General features: G+C 52.3%; 19 protein-coding genes. 11 read left to right on the top strand and 8 right to left on the bottom strand.

Going from position 1 to position 24,690, the window contains the following annotated elements:
- Positions 1–18 precede the first annotated feature (18 nt).
- The 3 genes from CA13_RS30035 (at position 19) to CA13_RS30025 (ending at position 4,710) form a co-directional block, all read left to right on the top strand.
- Complete coding sequence (locus CA13_RS30035) at positions 19–1,230, top strand: DUF1559 family PulG-like putative transporter (protein ID WP_419195175.1); 1,212 nt, start codon at positions 19–21, stop codon at positions 1,228–1,230.
- Positions 1,231–1,342: 112 nt separating this feature from the next.
- Positions 1,343–1,534: a hypothetical protein gene (locus CA13_RS30030; RefSeq protein WP_146402941.1), complete on the top strand. Its 192-nt coding sequence runs from the start codon at positions 1,343–1,345 to the stop codon at positions 1,532–1,534.
- Between the two features lie 170 nt (positions 1,535–1,704).
- Entirely contained in the window at positions 1,705–4,710 is a 3,006-nt protein-coding gene (locus CA13_RS30025) for a CRTAC1 family protein (protein ID WP_146402939.1), read from the top strand.
- Between the two features lie 59 nt (positions 4,711–4,769).
- On the opposite strand, the gene CA13_RS30020 is transcribed toward CA13_RS30025, so the two are convergent.
- From CA13_RS30020 to CA13_RS30010, 3 genes are all read right to left on the bottom strand, one after another.
- Positions 4,770–7,931, bottom strand: coding sequence for an FG-GAP-like repeat-containing protein (locus CA13_RS30020; RefSeq protein WP_146402937.1), 3,162 nt, complete (start codon positions 7,929–7,931; stop codon positions 4,770–4,772).
- A gap of 68 nt (positions 7,932–7,999) precedes the next feature.
- Positions 8,000–8,512, bottom strand: coding sequence for a beta-glucanase precursor (locus CA13_RS30015; protein ID WP_146402935.1), 513 nt, complete (start codon positions 8,510–8,512; stop codon positions 8,000–8,002).
- A gap of 252 nt (positions 8,513–8,764) precedes the next feature.
- On the bottom strand, positions 8,765–9,856 hold the full coding sequence (locus tag CA13_RS30010; RefSeq protein WP_146402933.1) for a LacI family DNA-binding transcriptional regulator: 1,092 nt from the start codon (positions 9,854–9,856) through the stop codon (positions 8,765–8,767).
- A 101-nt stretch (positions 9,857–9,957) separates the two neighbouring features.
- Between CA13_RS30010 and CA13_RS30005 the strand changes: the two genes are divergently transcribed.
- The gene (locus CA13_RS30005; RefSeq protein WP_419195017.1) at positions 9,958–11,280 is read left to right on the top strand and encodes a glycoside hydrolase family 2 TIM barrel-domain containing protein; all 1,323 of its coding nucleotides are present in this window, start codon (positions 9,958–9,960) and stop codon (positions 11,278–11,280) included.
- A 35-nt stretch (positions 11,281–11,315) separates the two neighbouring features.
- On the top strand, positions 11,316–14,351 hold the full coding sequence (locus tag CA13_RS30000) for an FG-GAP-like repeat-containing protein (RefSeq protein WP_419195016.1): 3,036 nt from the start codon (positions 11,316–11,318) through the stop codon (positions 14,349–14,351).
- 169 nt (positions 14,352–14,520) lie between these two features.
- On the opposite strand, the gene CA13_RS29995 is transcribed toward CA13_RS30000, so the two are convergent.
- Positions 14,521–14,814: an acylphosphatase gene (locus CA13_RS29995; RefSeq protein WP_146402929.1), complete on the bottom strand. Its 294-nt coding sequence runs from the start codon at positions 14,812–14,814 to the stop codon at positions 14,521–14,523.
- A gap of 24 nt (positions 14,815–14,838) precedes the next feature.
- Positions 14,839–15,432 (bottom strand): peroxiredoxin, encoded by a 594-nt coding sequence (locus CA13_RS29990; protein WP_146402927.1) that lies wholly within the window; start codon positions 15,430–15,432, stop codon positions 14,839–14,841.
- 288 nt (positions 15,433–15,720) lie between these two features.
- Between CA13_RS29990 and rbsK the strand changes: the two genes are divergently transcribed.
- Genes rbsK through CA13_RS29970 form a run of 4 tightly spaced genes read left to right on the top strand, consistent with a single transcriptional unit; the run spans position 15,721 to position 20,147 of the window.
- Positions 15,721–16,629: a ribokinase gene (rbsK, locus tag CA13_RS29985; protein ID WP_146402925.1), complete on the top strand. Its 909-nt coding sequence runs from the start codon at positions 15,721–15,723 to the stop codon at positions 16,627–16,629.
- Positions 16,630–16,666: 37 nt separating this feature from the next.
- On the top strand, positions 16,667–17,647 hold the full coding sequence (locus CA13_RS29980) for a sugar ABC transporter substrate-binding protein (RefSeq protein WP_146402923.1): 981 nt from the start codon (positions 16,667–16,669) through the stop codon (positions 17,645–17,647).
- Positions 17,644–19,182: a sugar ABC transporter ATP-binding protein gene (locus CA13_RS29975; RefSeq protein WP_419195015.1), complete on the top strand. Its 1,539-nt coding sequence runs from the start codon at positions 17,644–17,646 to the stop codon at positions 19,180–19,182. The genes CA13_RS29980 and CA13_RS29975 overlap by 4 nt, the downstream gene beginning before the upstream one ends.
- Complete coding sequence (locus tag CA13_RS29970) at positions 19,179–20,147, top strand: ABC transporter permease (RefSeq protein WP_146402921.1); 969 nt, start codon at positions 19,179–19,181, stop codon at positions 20,145–20,147. Before CA13_RS29975 ends, CA13_RS29970 begins: the two co-directional genes overlap by 4 nt.
- Here CA13_RS29970 and CA13_RS29965 read toward each other — a convergent pair.
- Entirely contained in the window at positions 20,130–20,939 is an 810-nt protein-coding gene (locus CA13_RS29965) for a tetratricopeptide repeat protein (RefSeq protein WP_146402919.1), read from the bottom strand. The two genes, CA13_RS29970 and CA13_RS29965, sit on opposite strands and share 18 nt — an antisense overlap.
- A 42-nt stretch (positions 20,940–20,981) precedes the next feature.
- Between CA13_RS29965 and CA13_RS29960 the strand changes: the two genes are divergently transcribed.
- Both CA13_RS29960 and CA13_RS29955 read left to right on the top strand, forming a co-directional pair.
- Complete coding sequence (locus CA13_RS29960) at positions 20,982–21,227, top strand: hypothetical protein (protein WP_146402917.1); 246 nt, start codon at positions 20,982–20,984, stop codon at positions 21,225–21,227.
- Between the two features lie 191 nt (positions 21,228–21,418).
- On the top strand, positions 21,419–22,888 hold the full coding sequence (locus tag CA13_RS29955) for an arylsulfatase (RefSeq protein WP_146402915.1): 1,470 nt from the start codon (positions 21,419–21,421) through the stop codon (positions 22,886–22,888).
- Between the two features lie 220 nt (positions 22,889–23,108).
- Here the strand turns inward: CA13_RS29955 and CA13_RS29950 are convergent, their stop codons facing one another.
- The gene (locus CA13_RS29950; protein ID WP_419195014.1) at positions 23,109–23,648 is read right to left on the bottom strand and encodes a hypothetical protein; all 540 of its coding nucleotides are present in this window, start codon (positions 23,646–23,648) and stop codon (positions 23,109–23,111) included.
- Between the two features lie 19 nt (positions 23,649–23,667).
- Positions 23,668–24,609: a RadC family protein gene (gene radC / locus CA13_RS29945; protein WP_146403977.1), complete on the bottom strand. Its 942-nt coding sequence runs from the start codon at positions 24,607–24,609 to the stop codon at positions 23,668–23,670.
- Positions 24,610–24,690 lie beyond the last annotated feature (81 nt).

Raw genomic sequence — 24,690 nt, 5'->3', positions numbered from 1 at the left:
ATTTAGGTAATATTCATGATGTATCGTGCAAAGAATCCCAAACTTGGGTTTACGCTTGTCGAGCTATTGGTGGTCATCGCGATCATTGGTGTTCTCGTTGGTCTCCTTTTGCCAGCGGTTCAGGCCGCACGCGAAGCAGCTCGCCGAATGAGCTGTAGCAATAACTTCAAGCAGATCGGGCTTGCAGTTCACAATTATCATTCCGCCTACAATCAATTGCCTAAACAAAAAACGGGTACGGGAATGGACCCAAACACGGGTGCTTGGTGGGATGGTAGTGCCGTCACCAATCAGAGCCAATTGAGTTGGCTCGTGCCAATCACTCCTTTCATCGAGCAACAAGCGATTTGGGAACAAATTTCCAATCCGCTCGGCTCCGAGGTTGGCGCATCCGGAGGCTTGACTCCAAGAACACCGCCTTATACCGCTTTCGGTCCGAAAGCCGGAACGGACTTCGCATATCCTCCCGCGATGACGGAACTGCCAAGCTTCCGATGCCCTTCGGATCCGGGTCGCGGTCTACCAGGCCAAGGACGCACAAACTACGCATGCTGTCTTGGTGATTCATTCTCTAAAGCAGAAACCGGAGCGGTGGACCAACGTTTGGTCGTCCAAACAGCTGACGCTGAATGGAGTCGTGCCGGTCAACGCGGTGCATTCGTAGTGCACCAAAAAATGGCTTTCCGAGATATCCTAGACGGACTTTCCAATACCATCATCGCGGGAGAGATCAACACCGACCTTGGCGACCGTGACGTCACAACGGATGCTGCGATTTTTAAGGGTTCCAAAGCGAATCCATCGATCTGTAGCACCGATGGTTCGGTAGACCCACTACGACCTCGTTTCTGGGCTGCCGGCACCGATACCATCATCAAGTCTCACGGTTCTAGCTTTGGGCGTGGTTACCAATGGATGACTGGAGAGCACCTCTACACCGGGATGATGACCGTGATTCCGCCGAATGGTACATTGTGCTACCAAGGTGAATGGCCCGGCCAAGAAGGTATCGTTCCCCCAAGTAGCCGCCATCAAGGTGGTTGCCACATCCTGATGGGTGACGGGGCGGTGAAGTTTGTCACCGACTCAATCGAAGCGGGTAACCAAACAACCCACATGGTTGAATTCTCGCGAACCGGCACAGCATCGCCTGGTTCAAAGAGCCCGTATGGCTTGTGGGGATCACTTGGTACCCGTGCCAGCAAAGAAACAATCAGCGAAGAATTCTAGTCTAAGCTGAAAGCGAACGCTCCCCCCGTGCAACAATCCGTTGCACGGGGAGGCGGCTTTCCCTGCATTGCCCTTTAAATCCAATAGATCTCAATTCTGCGAATACATTAAGATGAATCGAATATCACTGTTTGGCAGCCTGACCTTGGCTCTTTCACTCGTTTGTCTTTCGGGATGTGGTAGCTCGGATGAACCAACCATTGTCGGAGGACCTACTGCTGAAATCCAAGCACAGCTTGATGCGAGAAACACTGACTATGCAAAGTCGATGTCAGCGTCACAGAAAAGCAACCCGAATCAATAAATCCTGTTGATTGCGTTCCCATTGATGTAGCTCGTCAATCGGAATCTTCGTCAACCGATATCTATCGAAGCTTGCAAGAGCTTCCAGCCGACCCCGCGTAGCCGAAATATTTCTGGGCTGCGCGGGGTTGTGCATATCGCGAAAAGCCTCTCAGTCACCGAGTCGGTTTTATGTCATTGCTCGTCCGATGCTTTCTCCTGACGTCCATTCTATTGGTCGCGGGGTGTGAGAAAGCCGCGGATCTTTCCACTCGTGAGACTCCGCCTGCAACTTTAGAACCGCTTCAAGAGATGCGTTTGGCGATGCGTCGCAAAGAGTGGCAAGAAGCTTGGACGCTGTCCAATGCGGTTTTAACTCAACACTCCAACGATCCCACAGCAATCGCTACGGTTGCTGAAGTCGCGTACGAGAATGAAAAGCTTGAAATAGCGGGCGACCTGATGCTTGACGCATGCCGTGCTGAGTCATTTGAGAACTCGTCTCGAGTGCAACAAGCGATGGGAATCATGCTCGCAGCTGGGCGAATGCACGATTGCATCGAGATGTTTGAAGAGGTCCTAGTCCACCAACCAATGCAACACGATATCCGCCGCCGTTTACACGACATGTATTGGGGGACCGAAGACCGCGTTCGCAGTTTGCCCCACGGGCGTTTTTTGGTTCGCAACCGTCAATTCGACCGTGCCCTGTTATTGGCACTCAATGATTCCGAGGTTCGAACGGAAAGCGCAGAGCCACTTGTGGAGATGGCAAAACGCAATCCGAACGACCAGCGTCCGTTGATCGCCGAAGCAAAAATTCTGTTTGACCGCGGCGATAGGGTAGCAGCAGTTGGCTTACTACGCGGGATCCTCAACCGCTACCCAAACCATGCTCCTTCACTCGCGCTATTGGGCCGAGCGTTTGTAGCGTCGGGCCGATTCGACGAGTTCATATCGCTGGCACGAAGTGCCGACACCGATGTCGGACATTATCCAGCCTACTGGATCGCCCTAGGCGATTGGTCGCGTTCGCGACAACTTCAACTCGAATCGACCCGCGCCTATTGGGAAGCGACTCGTCGCAATGCCAATTCACGAGCGGCGTGGACTCGGTTGAGTACGTCATTGAGGCAATTCGAAGAGGGGCAAAGCAGCCTAGACTCCGACACGATGAAAGCGATTGAAACACGCGTTTTGCTTCTCAGTCAAATCAGTGAATTGATGTCACGCCTCTCGACATCCGGTGTCACCGCACGAGCCGATGCAATCGAAATGGCCACAGCACTACGCGGCCTTGGTCGCCTATGGGAAGCCGAAGCGTGGGCTTCCATCGCCATGACGCTTCCCGAGGATGATTCGGTGCCCGTGGTTGAAATTCGCGAATCGATCCTCAAAACACTTCGTAAAGATACACCTTGGCAAGACACGAAATCGCGTTTAGAGCTTGAGCTAGATTTGACCCGCTTTCCATTGCCCCCTCTTGAACCGAAACTTCATTCCGTGGCCCCACGGAACGATCATCCAATCATTGCAGCTAATTCAACAAGGAAACCGCATAAGATCAAACTGGTGAACGAAGCCACTGAACGTGCACTGCATTTTTTTGGTCGCACCGGAGAGCACTTGGAAAAACCGGGTGTCATGCTCTACCAGACGGTTGGTTGTGGCGGTGGAGCGATCGACTTCGATCTTGATGGTTGGTGTGATTTGTACTTAGCGGCCGCGGGTGGAATCCCCCCTTATCGCAATTCCGAAACCAATGGGTTGATGCGAAATATCGAAGGCGTGTTCTTGGATGTGACCGAGCCCTCGCGGACGGGTGACACCGGCTTCGGCCAGGGCGTTGCGATTGGTGATGTCAACGAAGATGGCTTCGCAGACATTTTGGTGCTGAACTATGGCCCAAATACGCTGCTAGTCAATAACGGGGACGGAACGTTTTGCGATGCAAGTCATCGACTTCACGAGAGTGAGGGCCAGTCGAGTTGGTCTACTAGCGGTGCAGTTGCGGATCTGGATAGCGATGGTTTGGCGGACCTAACGATCCTCAACTACTGCATCGGGCTTGAACCGGTGACACAAGACTGTCCCCAAAAAGGCATTGAGATTGCAAGAGCCTGCGCACCACTTGTGTTTCCTGGATGCCCTGATCGCTTTTTGCATAATGGTGGTGAAGGGGACTTTGTTGATCGCACCTCGCAGTGGAACGCCACGCCGATGGTGATTGGTCGTGGCTTAGGAGTGGTTGCAGGATCGTTTGACCAAGAACGAGGCGTTGACGTATTTATCGCTAACGATATGACAAGCAACCATTTTTGGACCCGTTCGAACACGTCTGAGACGCGAACGGGCTTCGATTTCCAGCTAAACGAATCTGCGATCTTGCGCGGACTGGGATCGAATGAGCGCTCGCCGGCCCAGGGTTCCATGGGGATTGCTACCGGTGACTTGGATCGAGATGGCGACTTGGATTTCTACGTCACTAATTTTGTTAATGAGAGTAACACCTACCACAATCAACACGGTCCAGGACTTTGGCGAGACCAAACCACTCTCCATCAACTTGATATTTCGACATTGCCGCTCGTTGGATTTGGCACTCAGGCCGTGGACTTCGACAACGATACGAAACTCGAATTGGTCGTATCAAATGGCCATGTCGATTCCTATCCAAGCGGTGAACGAGCAACACCCTACTCTCAACCGATGCAAGTATTCAAACGCACCGAGAGAAACGAGTATACGTCGATCGAAGATGCCATTGGCGGTGAGTATCTCGACCAACCGCACATCGGCCGTGCATTATGGACCCTTGATGCCAACCGCGATGGCCTTACGGATCTTGCCGTCACGCACCAAACCGAACCCGTCGCCCTTTTGGTGAACCGAACCGATCACTCAGGTCACTGGATCGACCTGCAACTTTGTGGACGTCACTGCTCGCGAGACGCCGTCGGAGCGATCGTTGAAGTTCAATCGGAAGAGCAACGGTGGACCGCAGCACAGACATCCGGCGACGGTTTTCTCTGTAGCAATGAACGAGTTGTCCATATCGGGACCGGCGATTCGTCCCACGCCTGCGACGTCACCGTCACATGGCCCGATGGCCGAAAACAGACCTACGCTCAATTGGCGTCCCGGTCTCGGTGGTTGTTAGTGCAGGAAGACGTGGAGCCATTTGAATTATCGCATTGAGTCTTCGACGTGACAATTCAACACATAGTCTCGCTAACAAGATTGACCTTTTCCGCGACCTAAAACATTGCAGAAGGGAGAACAAAACTTTCTGGCTCACCTTCGATTAATAAAATGGATTCGTCCACGGAAATCGTCTCGTAGGTTTGTTCTTTTCCGCTTGGCCAAGTAACAACCGCGCGTTGAATACTTGTGTCGGTCCCCAATCCAAAGTGGACGCTTGATTCGTTTTTGCATAGAAATCCATCGCCCGCAGTGACCCAAGCGGTCCAAACTTGATCATTGCTTTCCAACTTGATCTTTGCGCCAATCGCATCGCGTTCACTTGATGTTCCTATCAGACGAAATGCGACCCAATGATTTACCGATGGCGATTCGTTTAGCATTAGCACAGTAGGATCGAGAAAGTCACTCAAGATAAAATCTAACTTCCCATCGCGATCAATGTCCAATCGAGCAAGGGCTCTGCCCAAATGCGGCTTGGACCAATATGCGGATTTTGCGACATCGACCAATTCGAAACGAGTTCCAAGATTCGCGAACAGTTGAATGGGTTGCCGAAACGCTTGACCTTTGCTTTCCAGATCTTCGATGTGACCGTTGGTCACGACCAGATCAGGCCATCCATTGTTTGAGTAATCGATGGCCTGTGTGCCAAACCCGAGCATCGGGGTGCTTCCGTTAGTCAAATTGAATCGGTAGTGGAGGTCGCGAAAAAGTCCATTTCCGTTAATAAAAAAACTGACCGGCTCGTTGATAAAATTGGTCACATGGAGATCAATCGTTCCCGTTCGATCAAAGTCGGCTGCTGTAACTCCCATTGCCGCTGTCGCAGAACCGAGCGATCCATACGCGCAGCCATACGGTACAGCGAGGTCAACAAACGTGCCCTCGTCGCCACGGGTCCAGAGCTGATTATTTCGGACGTCATTCGCAACAAATACTTGATTTCCAGTTTGATCTTCAAGAAGGTTCGTCATGATGACGCCAAGTCCGGTGCATGCGACTGACTCATCCGCTCCCACAAAACCCGATTGAACTCGGCCATCGCCAGCGTTGACGTAGAGTTGGTCGCGAAATGGTTTGACGCTTAAAGGCGCAATCGCATCGAGCGGATCACCCATCGAGTCGAGTTCCGGATGCTTTGCAATTTTTGGGTCGCGAAGATAGTTGCACACAAACAGGTCAGGCAGATGGTCGCCCGTCACATCCCCCATTGCAAGCGATGTACTGAGTCTTGTGAAGTCAGGTTGATCATCAAGTGCCTGGCTGACAAAGGTGCCGTCCCCTTGATTGACCAGCAACCGATTGACACCGATATTTGTCACGGCCAAGTCAGGAAATCCATCCTGATTCCAATCACCTGAGGTCACACCAACGGTATAGGCTCGCTCCTTTAGATTGGCGAACTCCGTGACGTCAACGAACCGTTGTGAACCGGCTTTGGCAATCGTGCGATACAACATGTCGGACTCTTCGGCAACAAATTCATCGGGATCCGCTGCGCCTTGTGCTAAATAGATATCCTGCTGACCATCGAGATCAAAATCGGTCACAGCAATGCCACCGCCAAAGGTTTGATAAATGGCAAACGCCTTTTCAATCGGATCTTTGGCAATTCGGAAATTGTGGTGCAGGCCCATTTCTTTCGAAATGTCGCGAAAGGAGGCTGGATCGACACTCTTCAAACCTTCGATGCGAGATGGCTCCTTCGTTCCATTGTTTGCAAACGACTGAATCTGTGATGGCAACGAAGGTAATGGGGCACTGCCCAAGTCCATTCCGCACCATCGTTGATCGCGTGTGGGAAATGCCCTGTTGAGTGCCAAGGTTTGTTTCATCTGTTGTCGAAGATCGGCAAGTGCTTTGTCATTGGAAATTCGCGTTGCAGCGATCGAACGCCAAAGAGTGGCCTCAAGATTGCGACCAACCGATTCAAGGTCACTAGCCATGGTCTGGAAGGTTTTGTCCGATGGCGAGGGTGAGCTGGCAATAGTGACACTTGCTCGCAAGATGCGATTCATCAGGGCGTAGTGCGCAATCCAAACCTCCGCCTTGTCGGGCTGCTCCATCGACCTTAGTCCTTGAAAAAGTCGTCGCATCGAGCGCAGGTCCGTTGGATCAAGTCGCAGCGCCTCGGCAAGTGCTCGAACCGCCTCTGGGTACTGTGCCTCTCGAATCAAGTGAGTTCCAATCGCGGCCCAGTACTCCGGATACTCCCTAATTGCATCATTTACATGAGGGAGCCAAAGCGAGAATTTTTCATCGTCCTGAGCTTCCACGGCAACGCGGCCAAAAAAAGCAACAACCGAAGCAGGTGCGTCGCCCGATTCAACGATCGGCTGCACCAGCTCGGCCGCCTCGAGGTATTTCTTTTCCGTAAAGAGGAAACGAGCCTGGCCCATGTCACCGATCGGCCAATAGGCACGCGTCCCTTCCGCAGGAGGCTGTCCCGGCGGATCATACATCGCATCGGATTCGACGATCAACGAATGCAATTCATCCTGCATCACGTCGCCCGCCATGCAGAGTTGACGGATCAACACACCCGCCTCATGACGCCGCCCTTGTCGATTGAGCATGTGCGCCAATGCTCGACGTGCGAAGTGAATCGAAGGATCAATCTCGAGAATCTTCCGATAACGCAGTTCGGCATCTCCATATCGCTCGATCTCGACACACCAGCCTGCTGAAACACCGAGCGCCGGAAGTCCTGCTTCCGGGTGGTCAAGGGGAATCTCGCTCAAAAGATCGATCGCAAGACCTTTGTTTTGCTGAGCCGCCTCCGTGTTGGCGAGATGAAACAGTACTTCGAAGTCCTTTGGATTCTCTAAAAGTTGCTCGCGAAACAATCCGGCTGCTTCGCGAAACGCTCCCTTTGCTTGGTAAGCTAGCGCCTTATCAACCCGCTCTTCTCGGAGCGAACCATCCCGACCCGATCGACTCGAACTCTCGGCCGGTTTATCGACCACCGGTTCAACCTGAGAAACTTCGCGTGGGTCTTTTGAGCGAGTTGGCTCAAGCGACTGATTTCCCCTTGGCTGTTCCCCGCACCCGCAGAGACTCATTGCAACAATCAGCATAAGAGTTTGGAATCTCAACAACTCGTAGCTAAGTCGAAACATCAACCGTCGCCCCAACCGAAACCATGCGATCGAAGTCAACTGCACCGATGCCAATTGTCGCAAACCTACTCGCATATATTCGAGGGAACCTTCCATTTCAACATCGCATTTGTTTTCTACTTGTGGCTACTTGTTCCTGTGAAATCCAAACTTGAATCAGGGCTCTATTGACTCTTTTTCACGTCATCGCTATCGAGGGCTTCAAATTCAAGTTTCTTGATTTGTTTCTTCGCTGCATCAACAGGTTTCCAGAACCATCCTTGCGGGTCCCAGCACTGCGCAAACGGAACCGTCTTGACCAGTTTCTTATACGCCTTCATCGCTTCGGGTCCTTTGTCTTGCGCTTCCAAGGCTTGCCCCAGAACGAAGTAGCAGGTTCCCACATCGTTCAATGCCCATTTACTCGAAACCGCATCGCGATCACTAGAGTCGACTGGCTCCTTCAAACTCTTCTGCATTTCGATGGCTTCTTTTTCAAACATCTTGATACAGGTTTTCGCAAACGTGATGGCGTCATCATATTTCTTTGCATTGTAGGACTCCCAAGCTTTCCCGGTGATCGTTTCGGATGTGTAGTCGCCGAAGTCGAGTTTCTTCTCTGTATTGATTTCGTCTCCATGAGAAGCGGGGCAAGCGAAACATGAACAGAGCAGTGTCAGTAGAAATAGGTTTTTCATTGTTGTTTTTGAAATTGGAGATTGGAGGTAACGAGTAAGTTAGATTGAGAGTTTCTGTTCTATGCGACACTCTCGGATCAATCAATCAACAAATGCAACTTTATGCACATCTTTTCCATATTGTTGCATTTTGATCAAATTCCAGGCTATTCGACGCCACATGGAGTGACGTTGGGTTTGATTTCCGATCTGTGGAAATCGTCATTGAAATGGGGGGGCGGAACCGATCGGGTATTGGGAACGCGAGGACTCTCAATTGATGGCAGCAGGCCCACTGGTAGCCGATCCACTGGTAGCTGGCCCAACCGTCTCGCCTTCGCGAAGGGTACAATCGAGCATGACGTGCTGTGCTGATCCAAAACGTTTCTGTGCAAGGTCTTCCAATCGCCTGCCGCCGATCTGGCCAATCTCGTAGTAGGGGATCACGGCGGTCGTCAATTCCGGCGCCCAATCGGGTTTTTCGATGCCATCAAACCCGGTTACCGAAACATCCGCTGGCGTTTTGACCCCGTGCTGCTGAAAAAATGAGATCAAGCCGTATGCTTGATGGTCTGCGGCACAAACCCAAGCTGTCACTCCGTATCGGGTGCGTTCAAGGGCCTTGGCGTACGCCTCCTCGGGCACAAGCCGATCGGTCGGTCGAACATTCAAAACATTAGCAGGATCGACCATCAACCCAAGGCGAGTCATTTCTTCGACGTAAGCCGAATGACGACGCAGTGCCCAATTCGCATCGAATCCATAGCGATGCGTCATGAACCCGATTCGTTTGTGCCCCAAATCCGACAAACGCCGTAAAATCAAAGCGATTCCCCGGTGGTGGTCAACGTCAACACAGTTAACCGGGGTGCCGCTGTATTGCTCGACCAACGAGACGACGGGAACCTGCAAATTCAATTCATCAACGATCGTTTCGGGAAAAGGATAGACGAGAACAACACCGTCCCATTCGCGTCTTCCAAGCGTTTCGATCTTGGCATAAGAGGGATCTGTCAACGTCTTTTCAGAGGGATCCACACAATGAATTTCCATCAACAGATTGTTGAGCTGAGAAAATTCACTCAGGCCAGCAATCAGGTTTTCGCCAGGACTTTGGTAATCGGTACTCTCATAACTCTCTACATCCGTACAGATCAGCACGCCGTAGCGGTTGGGCGAAGATTTGCGGCGACCTTTCCCGGTTCGCGGTTCCAAATGGTTGTACCCGAGCGCGGCAGCAAGCTTAAACACCTTTCCGCGCGTTTCCGGATTGATTCCCGGATGATTCGTAAAGCATCGCGAAACCGTAGCACGAGAAACCTGGAGCTTGTCGGCGATCAATTGTTGATTGACTCGTTTGGCCATTTTAAGGTTTCGCCATTTCTAGGTTTCTTTGACAAAATCGGTGACGACGATTGCTTTTATGCAACTTTATGCACACAATACCTCCAGGAGACTAAACTGTCATGAGAGAACTTATAAAAATTCGCGTATTTTCTACTGTTTTGCTGTTCGTTGCGGGGCTAACGATAGCCACCAATGGGTTGGCTAAAGACGTTTCGCTCATGAAAGATGAGCAAGGTCATGCTGTACTTTTGCGAGATGGGAAACCGTACTTCATTCGAGGCGCCGGAGGTTGGAGCCATCTTGCTGAATTGGTTGAGCACGGCGGAAACTCGATCCGCACATGGGGAATCGATGCACTGGAGGCACAGGTCGATGGCAAACCATTATTGGACCGATGTACGGAGCTAGGAATCACCGTTTCCGCAGGCATTTGGGTGGCCCACGAACGCCATGGCTTCGACTACTCCGATCCGGAACAAATTCGCAAACAGCGAGAAGATGTTCGACAAGCGGTGCGCAAGTACAAGGACGCTCCTGCATTATTGGTGTGGGGGCTCGGAAACGAGATGGAAGGCCCTAATTCAGATGGAGAGTCACCTCACGTTTGGAAAGAACTCAACGAGCTAGCCGCGATCATCAAAGCCGAAGACCCGAATCATCCGGTGATGACGGTCATTGCTGGGGCATCTGCGAACAAAGTGCGAGGCATTTTAGAGCACTACCCGAACATCGACATCCTCGGTGTTAACTCCTATGCAGCAGCCTCCTCGGCCGCCAGCGAAGTCAAAGCCGCCGGATGGAAGAAACCCTTTGTGCTGACTGAATTTGGCCCGTCGGGTCACTGGGAAGTCAGCAAAACACCATGGAACGCACCTATCGAACCTTCGAGTCGCGACAAGGCTTCAAGTTACTACGTCACTTACGAGATGATGAGTGAAGACGCAGCGGACATTTGCATTGGCAGCTACTGCTTCCTTTGGGGACAGAAACAGGAAACGACTTCGACGTGGTACGGCATGTTCTTGCCATCGGGTGAGAAGCTTCCTCAGGTCGATGCAATGTGCCGCGCCTGGACGGGCAAGTGGCCCGAAAATCGCTGCCCACGAGTCAGTCGTCTTGAATCAGACTTAAAAGATTCCGTGGTGAAACCGGGATCATCATCAAAGGTAAAAATGATCGCGGCTGACCCAGATGATGATCCATTGCAGTTCAGTTGGGTTGTGGTTGCCGAGAGCACCGACATCAAGTCCGGAGGCGATGCAGAGTCCGTTCCGCCTTCGATTCCGAACTGCGTCGTCGACGCAACAAACGGTGAGGCAGTCATTGTTGCCCCCGAAAAACCAAGCAACTATCGGTTGTTCGTTTTTGTCAAAGATGGCCAGGGAGCGGCTAGCGCCGACAATATCTGCTTTCAAGTGAAAGCTGATTCATCTGAGAAATGATCCTCTCAGAAATGATTCGCAGCGGGAGCCTTCGGATGCGGTTGCTCTTCCCCAATTCTTTCACGCCATGGCAGGCTGCGATTCTGATCATCGCATTATTCGTCGGCTGTGGCAAAGAGAGCACGCCAACGCAAGACGACAAACAGCAACCACCGATTCAGGCGACTTCGCCGCTCGCACCCGAAACTCGAGATCAGCGGTTGCAAACGGCGGCTCGACTCGTCGAAACAGGGGCGATAGACCAAGCGGAACGGAAGATCCGCAGACTGCTGATTGAGAGCCCTGATGATTTGCAGGTCAATACGTTGATGTTGCGAGTCATGACTCAGCGCGAGGAGTTTGCCGAGGCAGTCCGAATTCTCGACCATATGGCGCAACTTGATCCCGATCGCGATGACGACATTCAGGCTCACGCTGCAAATCTACTGTACCAAGAAGGTGAATTCGACCAAGCGATCATTCGACTTGAATCCGTGCTTCAGCGTTCTCCTGAATTTGACGAAGCGCGTCGCAGGTTAGCTCAAATGCTAAACCAACAAGGATATATGTTTGATGCGAATGAACACATCCGCAAACTGCTCGCCAACACATCGATGTCGCGTGACGAGCTGATTAGTCTGATTTTTCCGTCGCGATCTTGGATATCGGATGGGGACATTGAAAGGGCCGACGATGAGCAGAAAATAGGTCGGTTGGGGGTCCTGAACATCGCGACGCTGTATCGAATCAATGGAAACCCTCGCAAGTCGCTTCAATATCTTGACAACAGCGATCTTGTCACCAAGCAGAAGCACCCTGCTGCGATTGCGTTATACGCACACCTGCTGGCGGATGCTCAGATGCACAAAGAACTTCACGCCTGGGTTGCCGCCGCACCGAGTCAGTGCGAACGATATCCGGACTACTGGATTGCTTGCGGCAACGTGGCACTCGATAACAACGACGAAGCGGCGATCGATTGCTTTGTCGAGGCGATCAAACGTGAGCCGAATAGCATGGACGCACACTATGGCATCATTACATCGCTTGAAAAGTTTGCCCAATCGGAGATTGCAGAGCGGTTTCGGCAACGTTCGTATGCGCTTGACTCAATTAACCGTGATGCGATAAAGATCCGACAATCGCCGAGTCCTGAGGCTCAAAACTACATCGATTTGGCCACTCAACTGATGAATATTGGGCGACCGCTCGAAGCGATCGCATGGCAAGAGTTAGCCTTGAACCGGTTTTCGCCTAGCTCCAATCAGGCCGGCCTGATTCCGACGTACAAGGCACGCGTGCTGAGCGAGTTCCCCTCAGGTCGAGACGAGAGCCTTTTACTGTGTGAACTTGATCGCAAATCATTGAGGTCGGCACATGATTGGTTAACCGAATTAAGGATTGCCGCCCCTGATCGGCCAGTGGAAAACGATACTTCGGAAGGATTGGCGCGAACCGAATCACCATTGATCGCTCCGGTTTTTCAAAATGTTGCAGAGCAAGTTGGCATCGCGTTTCGTTATCAGAACGCACCTTTGCCTGTCGAACGAGAATTCCAGATTTTCCAGGCCTTTGGTGGCGGCGTGGCTTGCCTCGATTTTGACCGTGACGGCAGCGTCGACTTCTATTTTGGACAAGCCGCTACCACTCCACCCGAAGGGAAATCAACTGAGCCGAACGGCTTGTTCCGCAATCAGAGTCTCCATTTCGTCAACGTGATCGACGAATCAGCCGCCGACGATCGCGGTTACACCGTCGGGGTCACAGCGGGAGACTGGAATCAGGATGGGTTTGAGGATCTTTTGTTTGGAAACCTCGGACGCAATCGGTTGTTGATCAATCAGGGAGACGGGACATTCCGCACTGATACCAATGCGCCACTTGGCGAAAATTCAAGTTACACCAGTAGCGTAGCAATGGCAGACGTGACCGGGGACATGCTGCCTGATATCGTCGAGGTCAACTACTTGGATGATGATTCTATCTTTGAACCGATTCAATATGGTGCTGATGGCAAGCCGGTGGCGCTGCCTGGGCCATTGCAGTTCCAACCTGCGATGGATCGGGTCTTGGTTTCGCTTGGCGATGGCTCGATGGCGGCTCAACCGTTGGGCGGTCAAGATGAGCCGGCCTATAGCACTGGATTGGCGCTTTTGATCACAGACATTGATTGGGCACCGGGGAATGAGGTGTTTGTCGCCAATGACCTTCGAGCCAATCAATTGTGGGTCCGCAATCAGAAAGACAAATCACCATCGGAGTGGTCCGATGCGGCGGTAAGTCGTGGTGTAGCGTATGGAAATTCAGGACAACCCAAGGCATGCATGGGGGTTGCCGCAGCCGATTTTGACGGCAATGGTCGGCTTGATCTCCATATCTCAAATTTTGAGGACGAGTGGTCCAATCACTACATGCAAAACAAGTCGGGGGTGTTTGTCGATGCGACGGTTCCCTACAAGCTCGATACGATTTCGCGAAAGATGCTCGGCTTTGGCACTCAGGCAATTGACTACGACAACAACAACCAATGGGATCTCATCGTCGGCAATGGACACATTGAGGACTTAACCGCAAAAGGCAGTCTGTTTGCGATGCCAACCCAGTTATTAGTGGGGCGACGCGATGGTTTCATCGAGCACACCGTCGCAGGTGACGACGAATACTGGAACGCGATGCATTTCTCAAGAGCAATGGCTAAATGCGACTACAATCGTGACGGACGAGTCGACGTTGTTGTAAGTGATTTAAAGCGTGATGCGGTGTTACTTGAAAACCAAACAATTACCGCAAATCATTGGCTGCAACTTGAACTTGTTGGCACCATCTCGGAACGCGAAGCGATCGGCGCTCATGTAACCGCTGATTTTGATTCGACATCCCTATACCAAACCGTTCAGACAGGCGATGGATATTTAGCAAAGAACGAGTCAGTTGTCTTCTTCGGATTGGGAGCGTCACGGTCTGTTGCGCGACTGCACGTCCGATGGCCAAGCGGATTGGAACAGGTTTTCGAGAACCTTAACGCTGACACACGATGGATGTTGGTAGAAGGAACTTCCACTGCATGGCGAGTTTCCGATCCCGCGTGGTAAAGAAAGCACTTCCTATGTCGGCAACTCAGTCTAGAAAACCGAGTGATCGAGGCGAGCCCGTTCAAAATGCCAGCGTGGGCTTCGCCCGTGGATGATCAAAAGGGCGATAACCCTCATCATGAACATTGAGTTTTCGCACCAAACCGCGCCGCTCCCTCGTCCAAAATCCTTACCGAATCCGAAGCCCTTTGGGCCGGACGCCCGCTTCCAGCGTTTCCGTTTCCCGCTTTTCAATCTCCACATCATCGATGTTTTGTCGCATCGACGATTGGATCCGACGAATCAATTCATCAATATCAGGTTGGAGTCCGACAATATCCATCGTGACCGAACCATTAGGTTCATTGCGGACAAAGCCCGCAATATCCAACCCCGCCGATTCGTACATGGCGTTCGCCCGAAAGCCAACGCCTTGAACATTGCCATGAAAATGAACGACACAGCGAATTTTTTTCTCGTTCATCAATGAGCCAAAACCTTCGCCGAATTACGACTTGTATTCCGCGTTAAAGAACTCTTTGCTCTCTTCGACTCCTGGCTTGATCGTCGCGCTGCCTTCTTGCCAATTAGCTGGGCAAACTTCGCCATGCTCTTCGAAGTGCTGTAGAGCTTGAACGATACGAAGTGCCTCGTCGACATTGCGTCCCAACGGCAAATCGTTGACAACCTGGTGCCGCACGACACCCTCTTTGTCGATCAAGAACAAGCCGCGAAGAGCGATTCCGGCGTCGATTAAGACATCATAGTCGCGTGCGATTTGTTTGTTCAGGTCCGCGATCAATGGGTAATCGGTCTTACCGATACCGCCTTGATTTCGCGGAGTGCTAGTCCATGCAAAATGGGTATAGTGACTATCGACCGAGACGCCAAGTATTTGAACGCCCCGCTTTTCAAAATCAGCTGCACGGTCGCTGAAAGCGATGATCTCCGTCGGGCAAACGAATGTGAAATCCAAAGGCCAAAAAAACAACAAAACATACTTGCCGCGGTAATCGGACAAAGAAACTTCTTTGAATTGCCCATCGGGCATCACGGCTTGTGCGGTAAACTCAGGAGCTTGTTGTTGTACCAATACACTCATGGAAATTGCTTCTCTTTGCAAGAGTTAGGAAAGTTAATCAGTGCAGTTTTCACCTGCAGATATCGTTAATGAGCGGCAAGACTCTGGCCACCCATTTAGTGAACAGACTGCAATTTAAACTTTTTCGAGGCTGCTCGAAAGGCGTTCATTCTCCGTTTCACGCCGTGTTCACTGCACACCGGCTGTCTTGTTACGTAGTGGCGTTGATTGTAGCATTGTGAATAGTCGGTCGCGTCCCTTGACCGCCGGTTCTCCCCACACCCCCCCCCTTTCCAAAACCTCACCACGATGCCACGAATTGTCGTTTGCGGTTCCATCAACATGGACTTGGTTGTGCGCTGCACGGTGTTACCCGCCCGCGGAGAAACGATCATTGCAAATCAATCTTCGGAAATTTGCGGCGGCAAAGGTGCCAACCAAGCCATTGCAGCGGCAAAGGTCGGCGGCGACGTTTCCTTCATCGGTCGAGTCGGTGATGACGTATTTTCATCCCGGCTGGTCGAGAACCTCAACCAACACCGGATCGATTGCACTCACGTGACAACCACGGTTGGTTCGAGCAGTGGTGTCGCCGTCGTGGCAGTCGAACAGAGTGGTGAAAATTCGATCATGGTTGTCCCCGGTGCAAATGGCCGAGTCACGCGAACCGATGTTGAAGCGGCCGCAGCCACAATCCAGACGAGTGACGTGCTTTTGCTACAGCTTGAAATCCCGTCGGATGCCGTTGTCACAGCTCTTCAAATCGCTAAACATGCCGGCGTTCGCGTGATCTTAGATCCCGCACCTGCGCCGAAGGTTTTCCCCAACGAATTCTTTGAAGCCGATGCATTGGTTCCGAACCAATCCGAAGCGGCTGCGATACTTGGCATTCCCGTTGAAACGGTCGCCGATGGCATGGCCGCTGTAGAACAATTAGCACTTCGTGGCGTCGCGTTTCCCGTCATCACGATGGGATCGCAAGGAGCCGTGTTTGGCGACGGTGAGACAATACGTTCGATCGAACCCTTCGGCGTCACGGCGGTTGACACCACCGCTGCGGGTGACGCTTTCGCCGGTGCTTTGGCGGTCGCATGGGCAGAAGGGCAAACTCTGGCCGACAGCATGCGAATGGCCTGTGCCAGCGGAGCCATTGCCTCAACACGCCTTGGTGCTCAACCGAGCATGCCAACTCGTGCGGAAGTCAACGCGTTCCTTTAAATCATTTCCAGTCATTGTCCCCCCCCAACAGGTCATCATGAATAAGACGTTCCTTCTCAGCATGATGGTTTTCGCAGTTGCGTTAGGATGCAAGTCCGATGCGCCCGATTCCTCGGACGACTCAGCGAAAACCAAAAATGATAAACCGCGAGTCGCCTTGATCATGAAGTCGCTTGCCAATGAGTTCTTCTCAACCATGGCTGCCGGTGCCGAATCTCACCAAACACAAAACGCTGAAAAGTATGAGTTGACCGTTAACGGCATTAAGGACGAACGGGACCTGAGTCGGCAAGCCGCGATCGTTGGCGAAATGGTCGCGGCCGGCGTCGACGCAATCGTCATCGCACCGGCTGATTCCAAGGCCCTTGTCCCAGCACTTCGCAAAGCGATTAAGGCGGGAGTCATTGTCGTCAACATTGACAATCGGCTCGACGTTGAGGTCTTGAAACAAGAGAACATCACGATTCCATTCGTCGGGCCTGATAACAGAGCAGGCGCAAAGAAAGTGGGTAAACGATTGGCGAAAGAGCTCGCCGAGGGTGACAAGGTTGCCATTTTGGAAGGCATCCGAACTTCGTTCAACGGTCAACAACGCCTGCTTGGTTTCAAAGAAGCAATGAAAGAGGCTGGCATCGAGGTCGTCGACAGCCAATCGGCCGAGTGGGAAACAAGCAAAGCGAACACGATTGCTTCGTCGATGCTAAGCGAGCACCCCGAGATCAAGGCGATTTTGGCCGCCAACGACTCGATGGCGCTCGGGGCGATCGCAGCGATTCGGAGTGCCGCCCGAACGAAGGATGTAAAAGTGGTCGGCTTTGACAACATATCAGCAGTCCAAGAAGCGATCCGTGAAGCCAAGGTGCTGGCCACCGCGGACCAACATGGCGACCAACTGGCCGTCTACGGAATCGAAGCCGCACTAAAAATGCTTGATGACCCGTCACTTGCGCCCGAGGACGTCGAGACGCCAGTCGATTTGATTACCGCCGCGTCCATGAATGGAGAATCATTGGAGTGAGCTTGGATGCCCAGCCGCTTTTTGCCGCGACCGGTTTGACCAAGCGATACGCGGTCACCGTTTTGGACAGCGTCGACTTTGATCTTCGCCAAGGTGAAATCCATGCACTCATCGGTGCCAACGGTGCAGGCAAAACGACGCTGAGCAAAATCATTGCGGGACTCACGCCCAAATCGAGCGGTACGATGAAGTTCGATGGACAAGCCTATTGTCCCAAGACCAAAAAATCGGCGGAGGCGGTCGGGATTCAGATCGTCCAACAAGAACTTAATCTGGTCGCGAGCCTTTCCGTAGCCGAAAATTTGATGCTCTCGCGGATGCCCCATCGCTTCGGAGTCATCAACCGCAGTCAATTGCACCAACAAGCTCGTGTTGCACTGGATCGCTTCGGACTAAAGGACATTCAAACCGACACGGTCACGCGATCTCTCGGGGTCGGGCAACGGCAAATGGTTGAGATCGCAGCTGCATTGGATCGGCAATGCAGGATCCTCATTCTTGACGAGCCGACGGCGGCCCTCAGTGCCAACGAGACGCAAGCTTTGTTTAATTGGCTTGGTCGATTGCGAACGCAGGGAGTTGGAATGATCTACATCAGTCACCGGCTCGACGAAGTATCTCAAATGGCAGATCGCATCACGGTTTTGCGAGACGGAAAGAAAGTCGCAACACATGACGCTGCCGATTTGACAACCGATGCGATGGTTGATTTGATGAGCTCCGAAGCAAGCTTGACGCGTGAATTCAACACAAAAAAAACGCGTAAATCAAGACAGGAAAACCAAGCCGCCTTGAAAGTGGACGCGCTTTCGCGAGGAAGATTCGTCCGCGATGTTAGCTTCACATTAAAAAAGGGCGAACGATTGGGAGTCGCGGGCGTGGTCGGTTCGGGTCGCACCGAATTATTGCGTTGCCTGTTCGGCGCTGACATCGCTGATTCCGGTTCGGTCCAATTGGCTGGTTCAGACGTCACCACCCCACCGCGGCATCCGTACGAAGCAGTCGCTCGTCGCATGGCAATGGTGACCGAAGATCGCAAAGAGAGTGGGTTGCTTCTTTCACAACCGGTCCGCGTGAATGCGACATTGGCGTCGATGCGAGAGAAACTCTCTGCTGCGGGAATCATTCTTTTTGGTAAGGAGCGACGGCTTGCGGCGGAGCAATGTGAAGCGATGGAGACACGCTACACCAGCATCGAACAATCGGTCGGAACGTTAAGCGGTGGGAACCAACAAAAGGTGGTCATTGCCAAATGGTTGATGCGCGATGCGGACGTCTTTTTGTTTGACGAACCGACGCGTGGAATCGACGTGGCGGCGCGAATCCGAATCTATCGCTTGTTCGACGCCTTAACCGATGCGGGCAAATCCCTCATCATTGTTAGCAGCGATTTGGAAGAGCTATACGAAGTGTGCGATCGCATCGCGGTGATGTCCAATGGCCAAATGGTCACCAGCTATGAACGAAATGAATGGTCGGAAGATAAGATCATGCAAGCCGCATTTTCCGAGTATGTTAAGAAGGAAGCGACATGAGAGACTCTCAATTGGCGAGAGCGGTTTTGGAATACGCGGGCTTGGGTGCTGTCCTAGTGGCGCTCATCGCTGTCTTTAGTTTACGCAGCGATCATTTCTTTCAGATGGCGACGGCCATTTCGATCGCCAACCAGATCCCCGACTTGACTTTGTTGGCGGTTGGGATGACGTTTGTGTTGGTTGTCGGCGGGATCGACTTGTCGGTTGGTAGTGTTTTGGCGCTCTCCTCCGCAGTCCTTGGCGTTCTGATGGTCGATTATGGTTGGCCCCTATTTCTAGCGATACTTGCCGGCATTGTGATCGGACAACTATGTGGCTTATGCAGCGGGTTCATTTCGGTTCGGTTTGGAATCCCATCCTTTATCGTCACTCTCGGAATGCTCGAAATCGCCCGCGGATGTGCAAAACGTGTCACCGGATCTCAAACGCGTTACATCGGTTCGAGTGTGGAATGGATTGGCGAACCTATTGCCGGGCTAATGCTTTCCCCCGCGTTTCTGGTGGCGATCGTGGCGGTGATCTTGGGACAATTCGTTTTGACTCGCACAGTGTTTGGTCGGTACTGTGTCGCCATCGGAACGAACCCCGAAACCGTTCGGATGTCGGGAATATCATCGAAACCCTATACGATCACCGTGTTCGCGATGAGCGGGGTGATGTGTGCTTTGGCGGGTCTAGCGCAAACGTCGCGATTATCGACCGCAGATCCGAATGCCGCGATCGGGATGGAGTTGTCTGCGATTGCTGCATGCGTGATCGGTGGCACCAGTTTGATGGGAGGACGCGGCAGTGTGATCAGCTCGTTTTTCGGCGTGCTGATCATTGCCGTCCTGCAAACCGGTCTGGCGCAACTAGGTGTCTCCGATGCGACAAAGCAAATCATCACCGGGATTGTGATTGTCGTTGCCGTCTTGCTCGACGCCGCGCGAAGTCGCATGGGCGAGCGATCAACGAGTGGCGTTTAACGCGAGTCGTCTCGCGTAGACCCGTGCAATGTCACCCATGTAGTTGTGCGGAGCATGTTGCGACGCACGCGTCACCAAGGTCTCCGCAAGAATCGAATCGCCGCGAGCATCCGCATAGATTCCCTGATACAAATCACCGTAGAAGGCTGCCTCTTTCCGCTCGTCCGACCCCGCCGCTAACGATGTGACTTTCGCATCCACCGACGCGATGTCATCGCTGGAAAACATCGCCAATATTTCGGCCATCGGAACCCGGCGATCACCCGGTGCTGGCAAAACATTCTTCTTCGCGTCATCGAATGATTTTAACTTCGCGATACAAAGGAAATGCCACGCTGCGTTTTCAACATCGTTTGGGTTCACATTCCGGTGTGCCTCGAATTGTTCGGCAGCCTGTTCGTAGTCGCCGGCAAAACAAAGTGCGATCCCTCTTTGCCAGAGTTCGGGACGTTGTTCCGGTTCGGCCTTCAAATACCGGTCGAACATCCGAACGGCCCAGGTAACTTTTCCGCTACGCAAATAGATGTCCGCCGCTAATCGGATCGACCGCGGCTCGTCGCCATGTTGGCGAACAATCGCATCGGCCGCTAATACAGCTCGCGCAGAATCCCCCTCTTGAAGTGCTCTGAGTGCTTCCGCACGTAGCGAGCTAGCTGATACCGAGGGCATGCTCGGCGGCAACGGCGCATTGTCAGCAAACTCCTCTTGTGCGCGAACCGACGTGCCTATCACAATGCCGAGGACCAAACTGAAACAAGAGGCAGACAAATAAACAATCGAACGCGATTTCATTTTGGGTTCTCGCTGATGCGGGCGGAGTGGCAATGAAGCTAAATGGCAATGAAGCTAAATGGCAATGAAGCAAATCTACAAAAGAAACTCGAACGAATACCATCGGAGGTTCTCTCGCAAACGACTCCCATCGTATCAGAACTAGCTGTCGCGATGCAATTTCAAACCCATCACGTCGCCAAGCGAGTCCAATTTTCAATCGGCGGAAAGAAGTTCCGTGCCGCCAAACGAAAAGTCACCGCGGAGTCCGTCATGCTTCCAACACTCGTGCTTCCAGAGCAACTCTAATCCATTTTGATATTTGCAATATGTGCGTTGCACTGGGATTAGAACCAGTCGTTGTAGCTTTTGCTCTTTGGACGTCATACAATATCGAGTGTCGCCGATCGTTAGGTGTAAATTCGTTCTGAATTACACTTTGACTGCCCCAACGCGATAAAGAGCCAACCCCATGACTATCTCACCTTAATACGATCACCATGCGAATCATTTACGTCTTTTCGTTTCTATCGTTGGTTATGTTTCCTTGCCTCGCTGAAACGTCTCGCCAGCCAAACATTATCTTTATCCTCGCAGACGACCTTGGTTACGGAGACCTTGGGTGCTACGGTCAACAACGGATCAAGACACCTCGTTTGGACCAGATGGCAGCCGAAGGGATGCGGTTTACTGACTTCTATGCAGGCAACACCGTTTGCGCTCCTTCGCGAAGCGTTCTAATGACCGGACTTCACATGGGGCATACGCACGTTCGCGGCAACGCGCCGGGTCCCGACATGTCCAAGCAATCATTGCGTGACGAAGACATCACCGTCCCAGAGGTTCTTCAAAGTGCCGGTTATACGACTGCATTGACGGGGAAATGGGGCTTGGGCGATGAGGCCCCCGGCGGAACCACAGGCTTGCCGCGTCGGCAAGGGTTCGATTTCGCCTACGGTTACCTAAATCAAGTTCATGCTCACAATTACTATCCCGAGTTTTTGTGGCGCAACGAAACTCAGGAAAAGCTCCGCAATGTCGTTCAGAAGCGCGAGAGAGCCTATGGAGGATTCATTGGCGGTTGGGCCACGACAAAAATCGACTACAGCCATGACTTAGTTGCCGAAGAAGCAATCAATTTCATTCGGCAATCTGCCGCTACGAACCAACCTGCTACGTTGAACCAGAAAAACAAGCCGTTCTTTTTGTACATGGCATTCACGATTCCTCACGCAAACAACGAAGCGACCAAAGGGGTTGGTGACGGACAAGAAGTTCCCGATTATGGCCAATACGCTTCGAAGGATTGGAGCAATCCGAACAAGGGACAAGCCGCCATGATCTCGCGGATGGATGCTGACGTTGGCCGAGTTTTAGATCTACTCGATGAATTGAACATTGCCAACGATACCGTCGTGATGTTCAGTAGCGACAACGGGCCTCATAACGAAGGCGGACACAATCCGGAAATGTTTGATCCCAATGGACCGCTTCGCGGCATGAAACGCGATCTATACGAAGGAGGCGTCCGAGTGCCAATGATCGCGCGTTGGCCCGGAACGATACCAGCCGGAAAAACATCCAACCATGTCGGATACTTTGGCGACTTCATGGCCACTGCTGCGGAACTTGCCGGAGCCAAATGCCCCGTCGATCGAGACTCGATCAGTTTCGTACCGACGATGACGGGCAACAACGGTGCGCAGCTTGCCCACGAATATTTGTACTGGGAATTCTACGAACAAGGTGGAAAGCAAGCCGTGAGGGCGGGTAAGTGGAAAGCGATTCGCATGCCTTGGGGCACTGGACCGACACAACTCTACGATTTGACGGCTGACATAGGCGAGCAAACGAATGTCGCCGAAAACAATCCGGATGTCGTCAAACGACTCGAAACGATGATGGCAGACGCTCACCTTGAGCATCCTAATTGGCAACCGCACGGAAAGATGCCGCAACAAAAGCAGTAGCGTCTCGATTCCATAAAATAGCCGCATGGCCATTGCCTTTTTTCGATTGGACTAAATGAATCAAACAGAAACAGTTCAAACGAAAAATCGATCCATTGTTACGTTGAAGCGGATGGCTACCGCGGGACCACGAAAATCGAATCGTTTGATGGATCCGTGACCACGATCATCGACAGCCGACTCGACAACATCGGCTTCGCATTTCCATCGGCGCAGCAGCCTACGGCGAGACGATCTCTAGCAACTCGATCGCGGGGTCACCATCACAATAGATCATTGCGGTCCGACCATAGCGAAGTACACCAACGTCGGTGTTCATCAGTTCGGCTAGTCGCGGTCCCATCGTGACACGCCAAAGGCCACACAATTCGACTTCGCATAGTAGGCCATGTTCAATCAGCACACGGCCGAGCGGCGTTTGTTGGCTCTCGATTCGCCGCCACGCTTCTTCGCTCAACAAGTCCACGTTCAACCGGACCATGCCGTACAACACTTTTTTACCGCTTCGCTCCGTCAGCAACGTGATCTCGCGTGCGTACCACTTTTCGTCTCGGTTGGCACGATCGACGACCACATCGACCTTCTCGCGGTGGAACGCTTCGACCGTCACCGTCATGTGGTTATGATGGTTTAGAAGTTGGTTGTAGGGCTCCGGCACCGAATCCACGGATTCAAATTGGCCCACTTCCACCGAATCGGCTGGCCAATCATAAAATTGGTTGAACAATCTATCAATTTCAATTTCTGCGTGATTCGACAACGTCTTTCCTCTCGATTTTTCAGGCCTGTTCGCGGATGCTGACGCACTGCTCTCGTGCAACCACAATGTGATCCAAGACCGTAATCCCCAACAATTTGCCTGCTTCGGTCAACTGGTTGGTCACTTGATGGTCTTCGCGACTCGGTGCCGGATCGCCACTGGGGTGATTGTGTACCAATAATATCGCTGAAGCGGAATCACGGATCGCCGGACGAAATACTTCTCTCGGATGCACCAAACTGGCGTCGAGCGTCCCCACGGTGATTCGATGTGTGCGAATTGGCTTGTGTTTCGTATCGAGGGAAACGATGTGAAATTCTTCCTGAACCGCATCGCTGGCCAACCTTGCGAACTCTTGGGAACAATACTCAATCGCTGCTTGCGTACTCGTGATCTTTGTTGCTGCTCGGACCCGATCGCGCTCGGCGGAAGCAACTCGGCGTCCCAATTCAATGCCGGCCATGATTTGAGCGTAGCTGACCTTTGTCACCGTGGGACTAATATCTCGCAAATCATCTTTGTAGCATTTGGGAAGATCTTGTAGTCGGTCGGCGAACCGATTGGCGAGTAATCGCCCACCGACAACCGCCGATTCTTTTCTCACGCCAACCCGAATCAAAATTGCCAACAAGTCGGCATTACTAAGTCCCACAGCACCGTCGCGGAGCAGCCTCTCGCGTGGCCGATCTTGTTCGGGCGTCTGCGTGATCTGGCCGCCATGAATTTGTTGGTCAATCCATCGATCGGGTTCGAAGTTGTCGGATTCTTTCCAACGATAAACGTTTTCGTCATCGGCAATAGCAGGCTCGAGAAACCCTTCGCGAACCAACTCCTTGATTGTCGATGTCACGTAGCTTGGCGATGAATCGCAGACTGCTTTTGCATGTTCGACGGAGAATTCAGCAAGCGTTACCAATGGCTTCAGTACACGTTCAAGTCGGTTTCGACGGGTTTCAGACATCGGAATCGCTCGGTCGATGGAAGGAGTAGCATGATCAATGACCACGTCCATCGTATCACGCATGGCAACCGTCACAACCGT

The sequence above is a fragment of the Novipirellula herctigrandis genome (genome assembly GCA_007859835.1).
Lineage (GTDB): Bacteria > Planctomycetota > Planctomycetia > Pirellulales > Pirellulaceae > Novipirellula_A > Novipirellula_A herctigrandis.
Note: the sequence above shows the minus strand (reverse complement) of the source record. Positions and strands in the feature narration are given on the sequence as shown.

Coding starts and splice junctions, on each gene's coding strand:
- rbsK (WP_146402925.1), top strand. CDS start 15,721: ATGCCACGAATTGTCGTTTGCGGTTCCATCAACATGGACTTGGTTGTG.
- CA13_RS29995 (WP_146402929.1), bottom strand. CDS start 14,814: ATGAACGAGAAAAAAATTCGCTGTGTCGTTCATTTTCATGGCAATGTT.
- CA13_RS30005 (WP_419195017.1), top strand. CDS start 9,958: ATGAGAGAACTTATAAAAATTCGCGTATTTTCTACTGTTTTGCTGTTC.
- CA13_RS30000 (WP_419195016.1), top strand. CDS start 11,316: ATGCGGTTGCTCTTCCCCAATTCTTTCACGCCATGGCAGGCTGCGATT.
- CA13_RS29965 (WP_146402919.1), bottom strand. CDS start 20,939: ATGAAATCGCGTTCGATTGTTTATTTGTCTGCCTCTTGTTTCAGTTTG.
- CA13_RS30015 (WP_146402935.1), bottom strand. CDS start 8,512: ATGAAAAACCTATTTCTACTGACACTGCTCTGTTCATGTTTCGCTTGC.
- CA13_RS30035 (WP_419195175.1), top strand. CDS start 19: ATGTATCGTGCAAAGAATCCCAAACTTGGGTTTACGCTTGTCGAGCTA.
- CA13_RS29990 (WP_146402927.1), bottom strand. CDS start 15,432: ATGAGTGTATTGGTACAACAACAAGCTCCTGAGTTTACCGCACAAGCC.
- CA13_RS30025 (WP_146402939.1), top strand. CDS start 1,705: ATGTCATTGCTCGTCCGATGCTTTCTCCTGACGTCCATTCTATTGGTC.
- CA13_RS30010 (WP_146402933.1), bottom strand. CDS start 9,856: ATGGCCAAACGAGTCAATCAACAATTGATCGCCGACAAGCTCCAGGTT.
- radC (WP_146403977.1), bottom strand. CDS start 24,609: ATGTCTGAAACCCGTCGAAACCGACTTGAACGTGTACTGAAGCCATTG.
- CA13_RS29980 (WP_146402923.1), top strand. CDS start 16,667: ATGAATAAGACGTTCCTTCTCAGCATGATGGTTTTCGCAGTTGCGTTA.
- CA13_RS29970 (WP_146402921.1), top strand. CDS start 19,179: ATGAGAGACTCTCAATTGGCGAGAGCGGTTTTGGAATACGCGGGCTTG.
- CA13_RS30020 (WP_146402937.1), bottom strand. CDS start 7,931: ATGGAAGGTTCCCTCGAATATATGCGAGTAGGTTTGCGACAATTGGCA.
- CA13_RS30030 (WP_146402941.1), top strand. CDS start 1,343: ATGAATCGAATATCACTGTTTGGCAGCCTGACCTTGGCTCTTTCACTC.
- CA13_RS29955 (WP_146402915.1), top strand. CDS start 21,419: ATGCGAATCATTTACGTCTTTTCGTTTCTATCGTTGGTTATGTTTCCT.
- CA13_RS29960 (WP_146402917.1), top strand. CDS start 20,982: ATGGCAATGAAGCTAAATGGCAATGAAGCAAATCTACAAAAGAAACTC.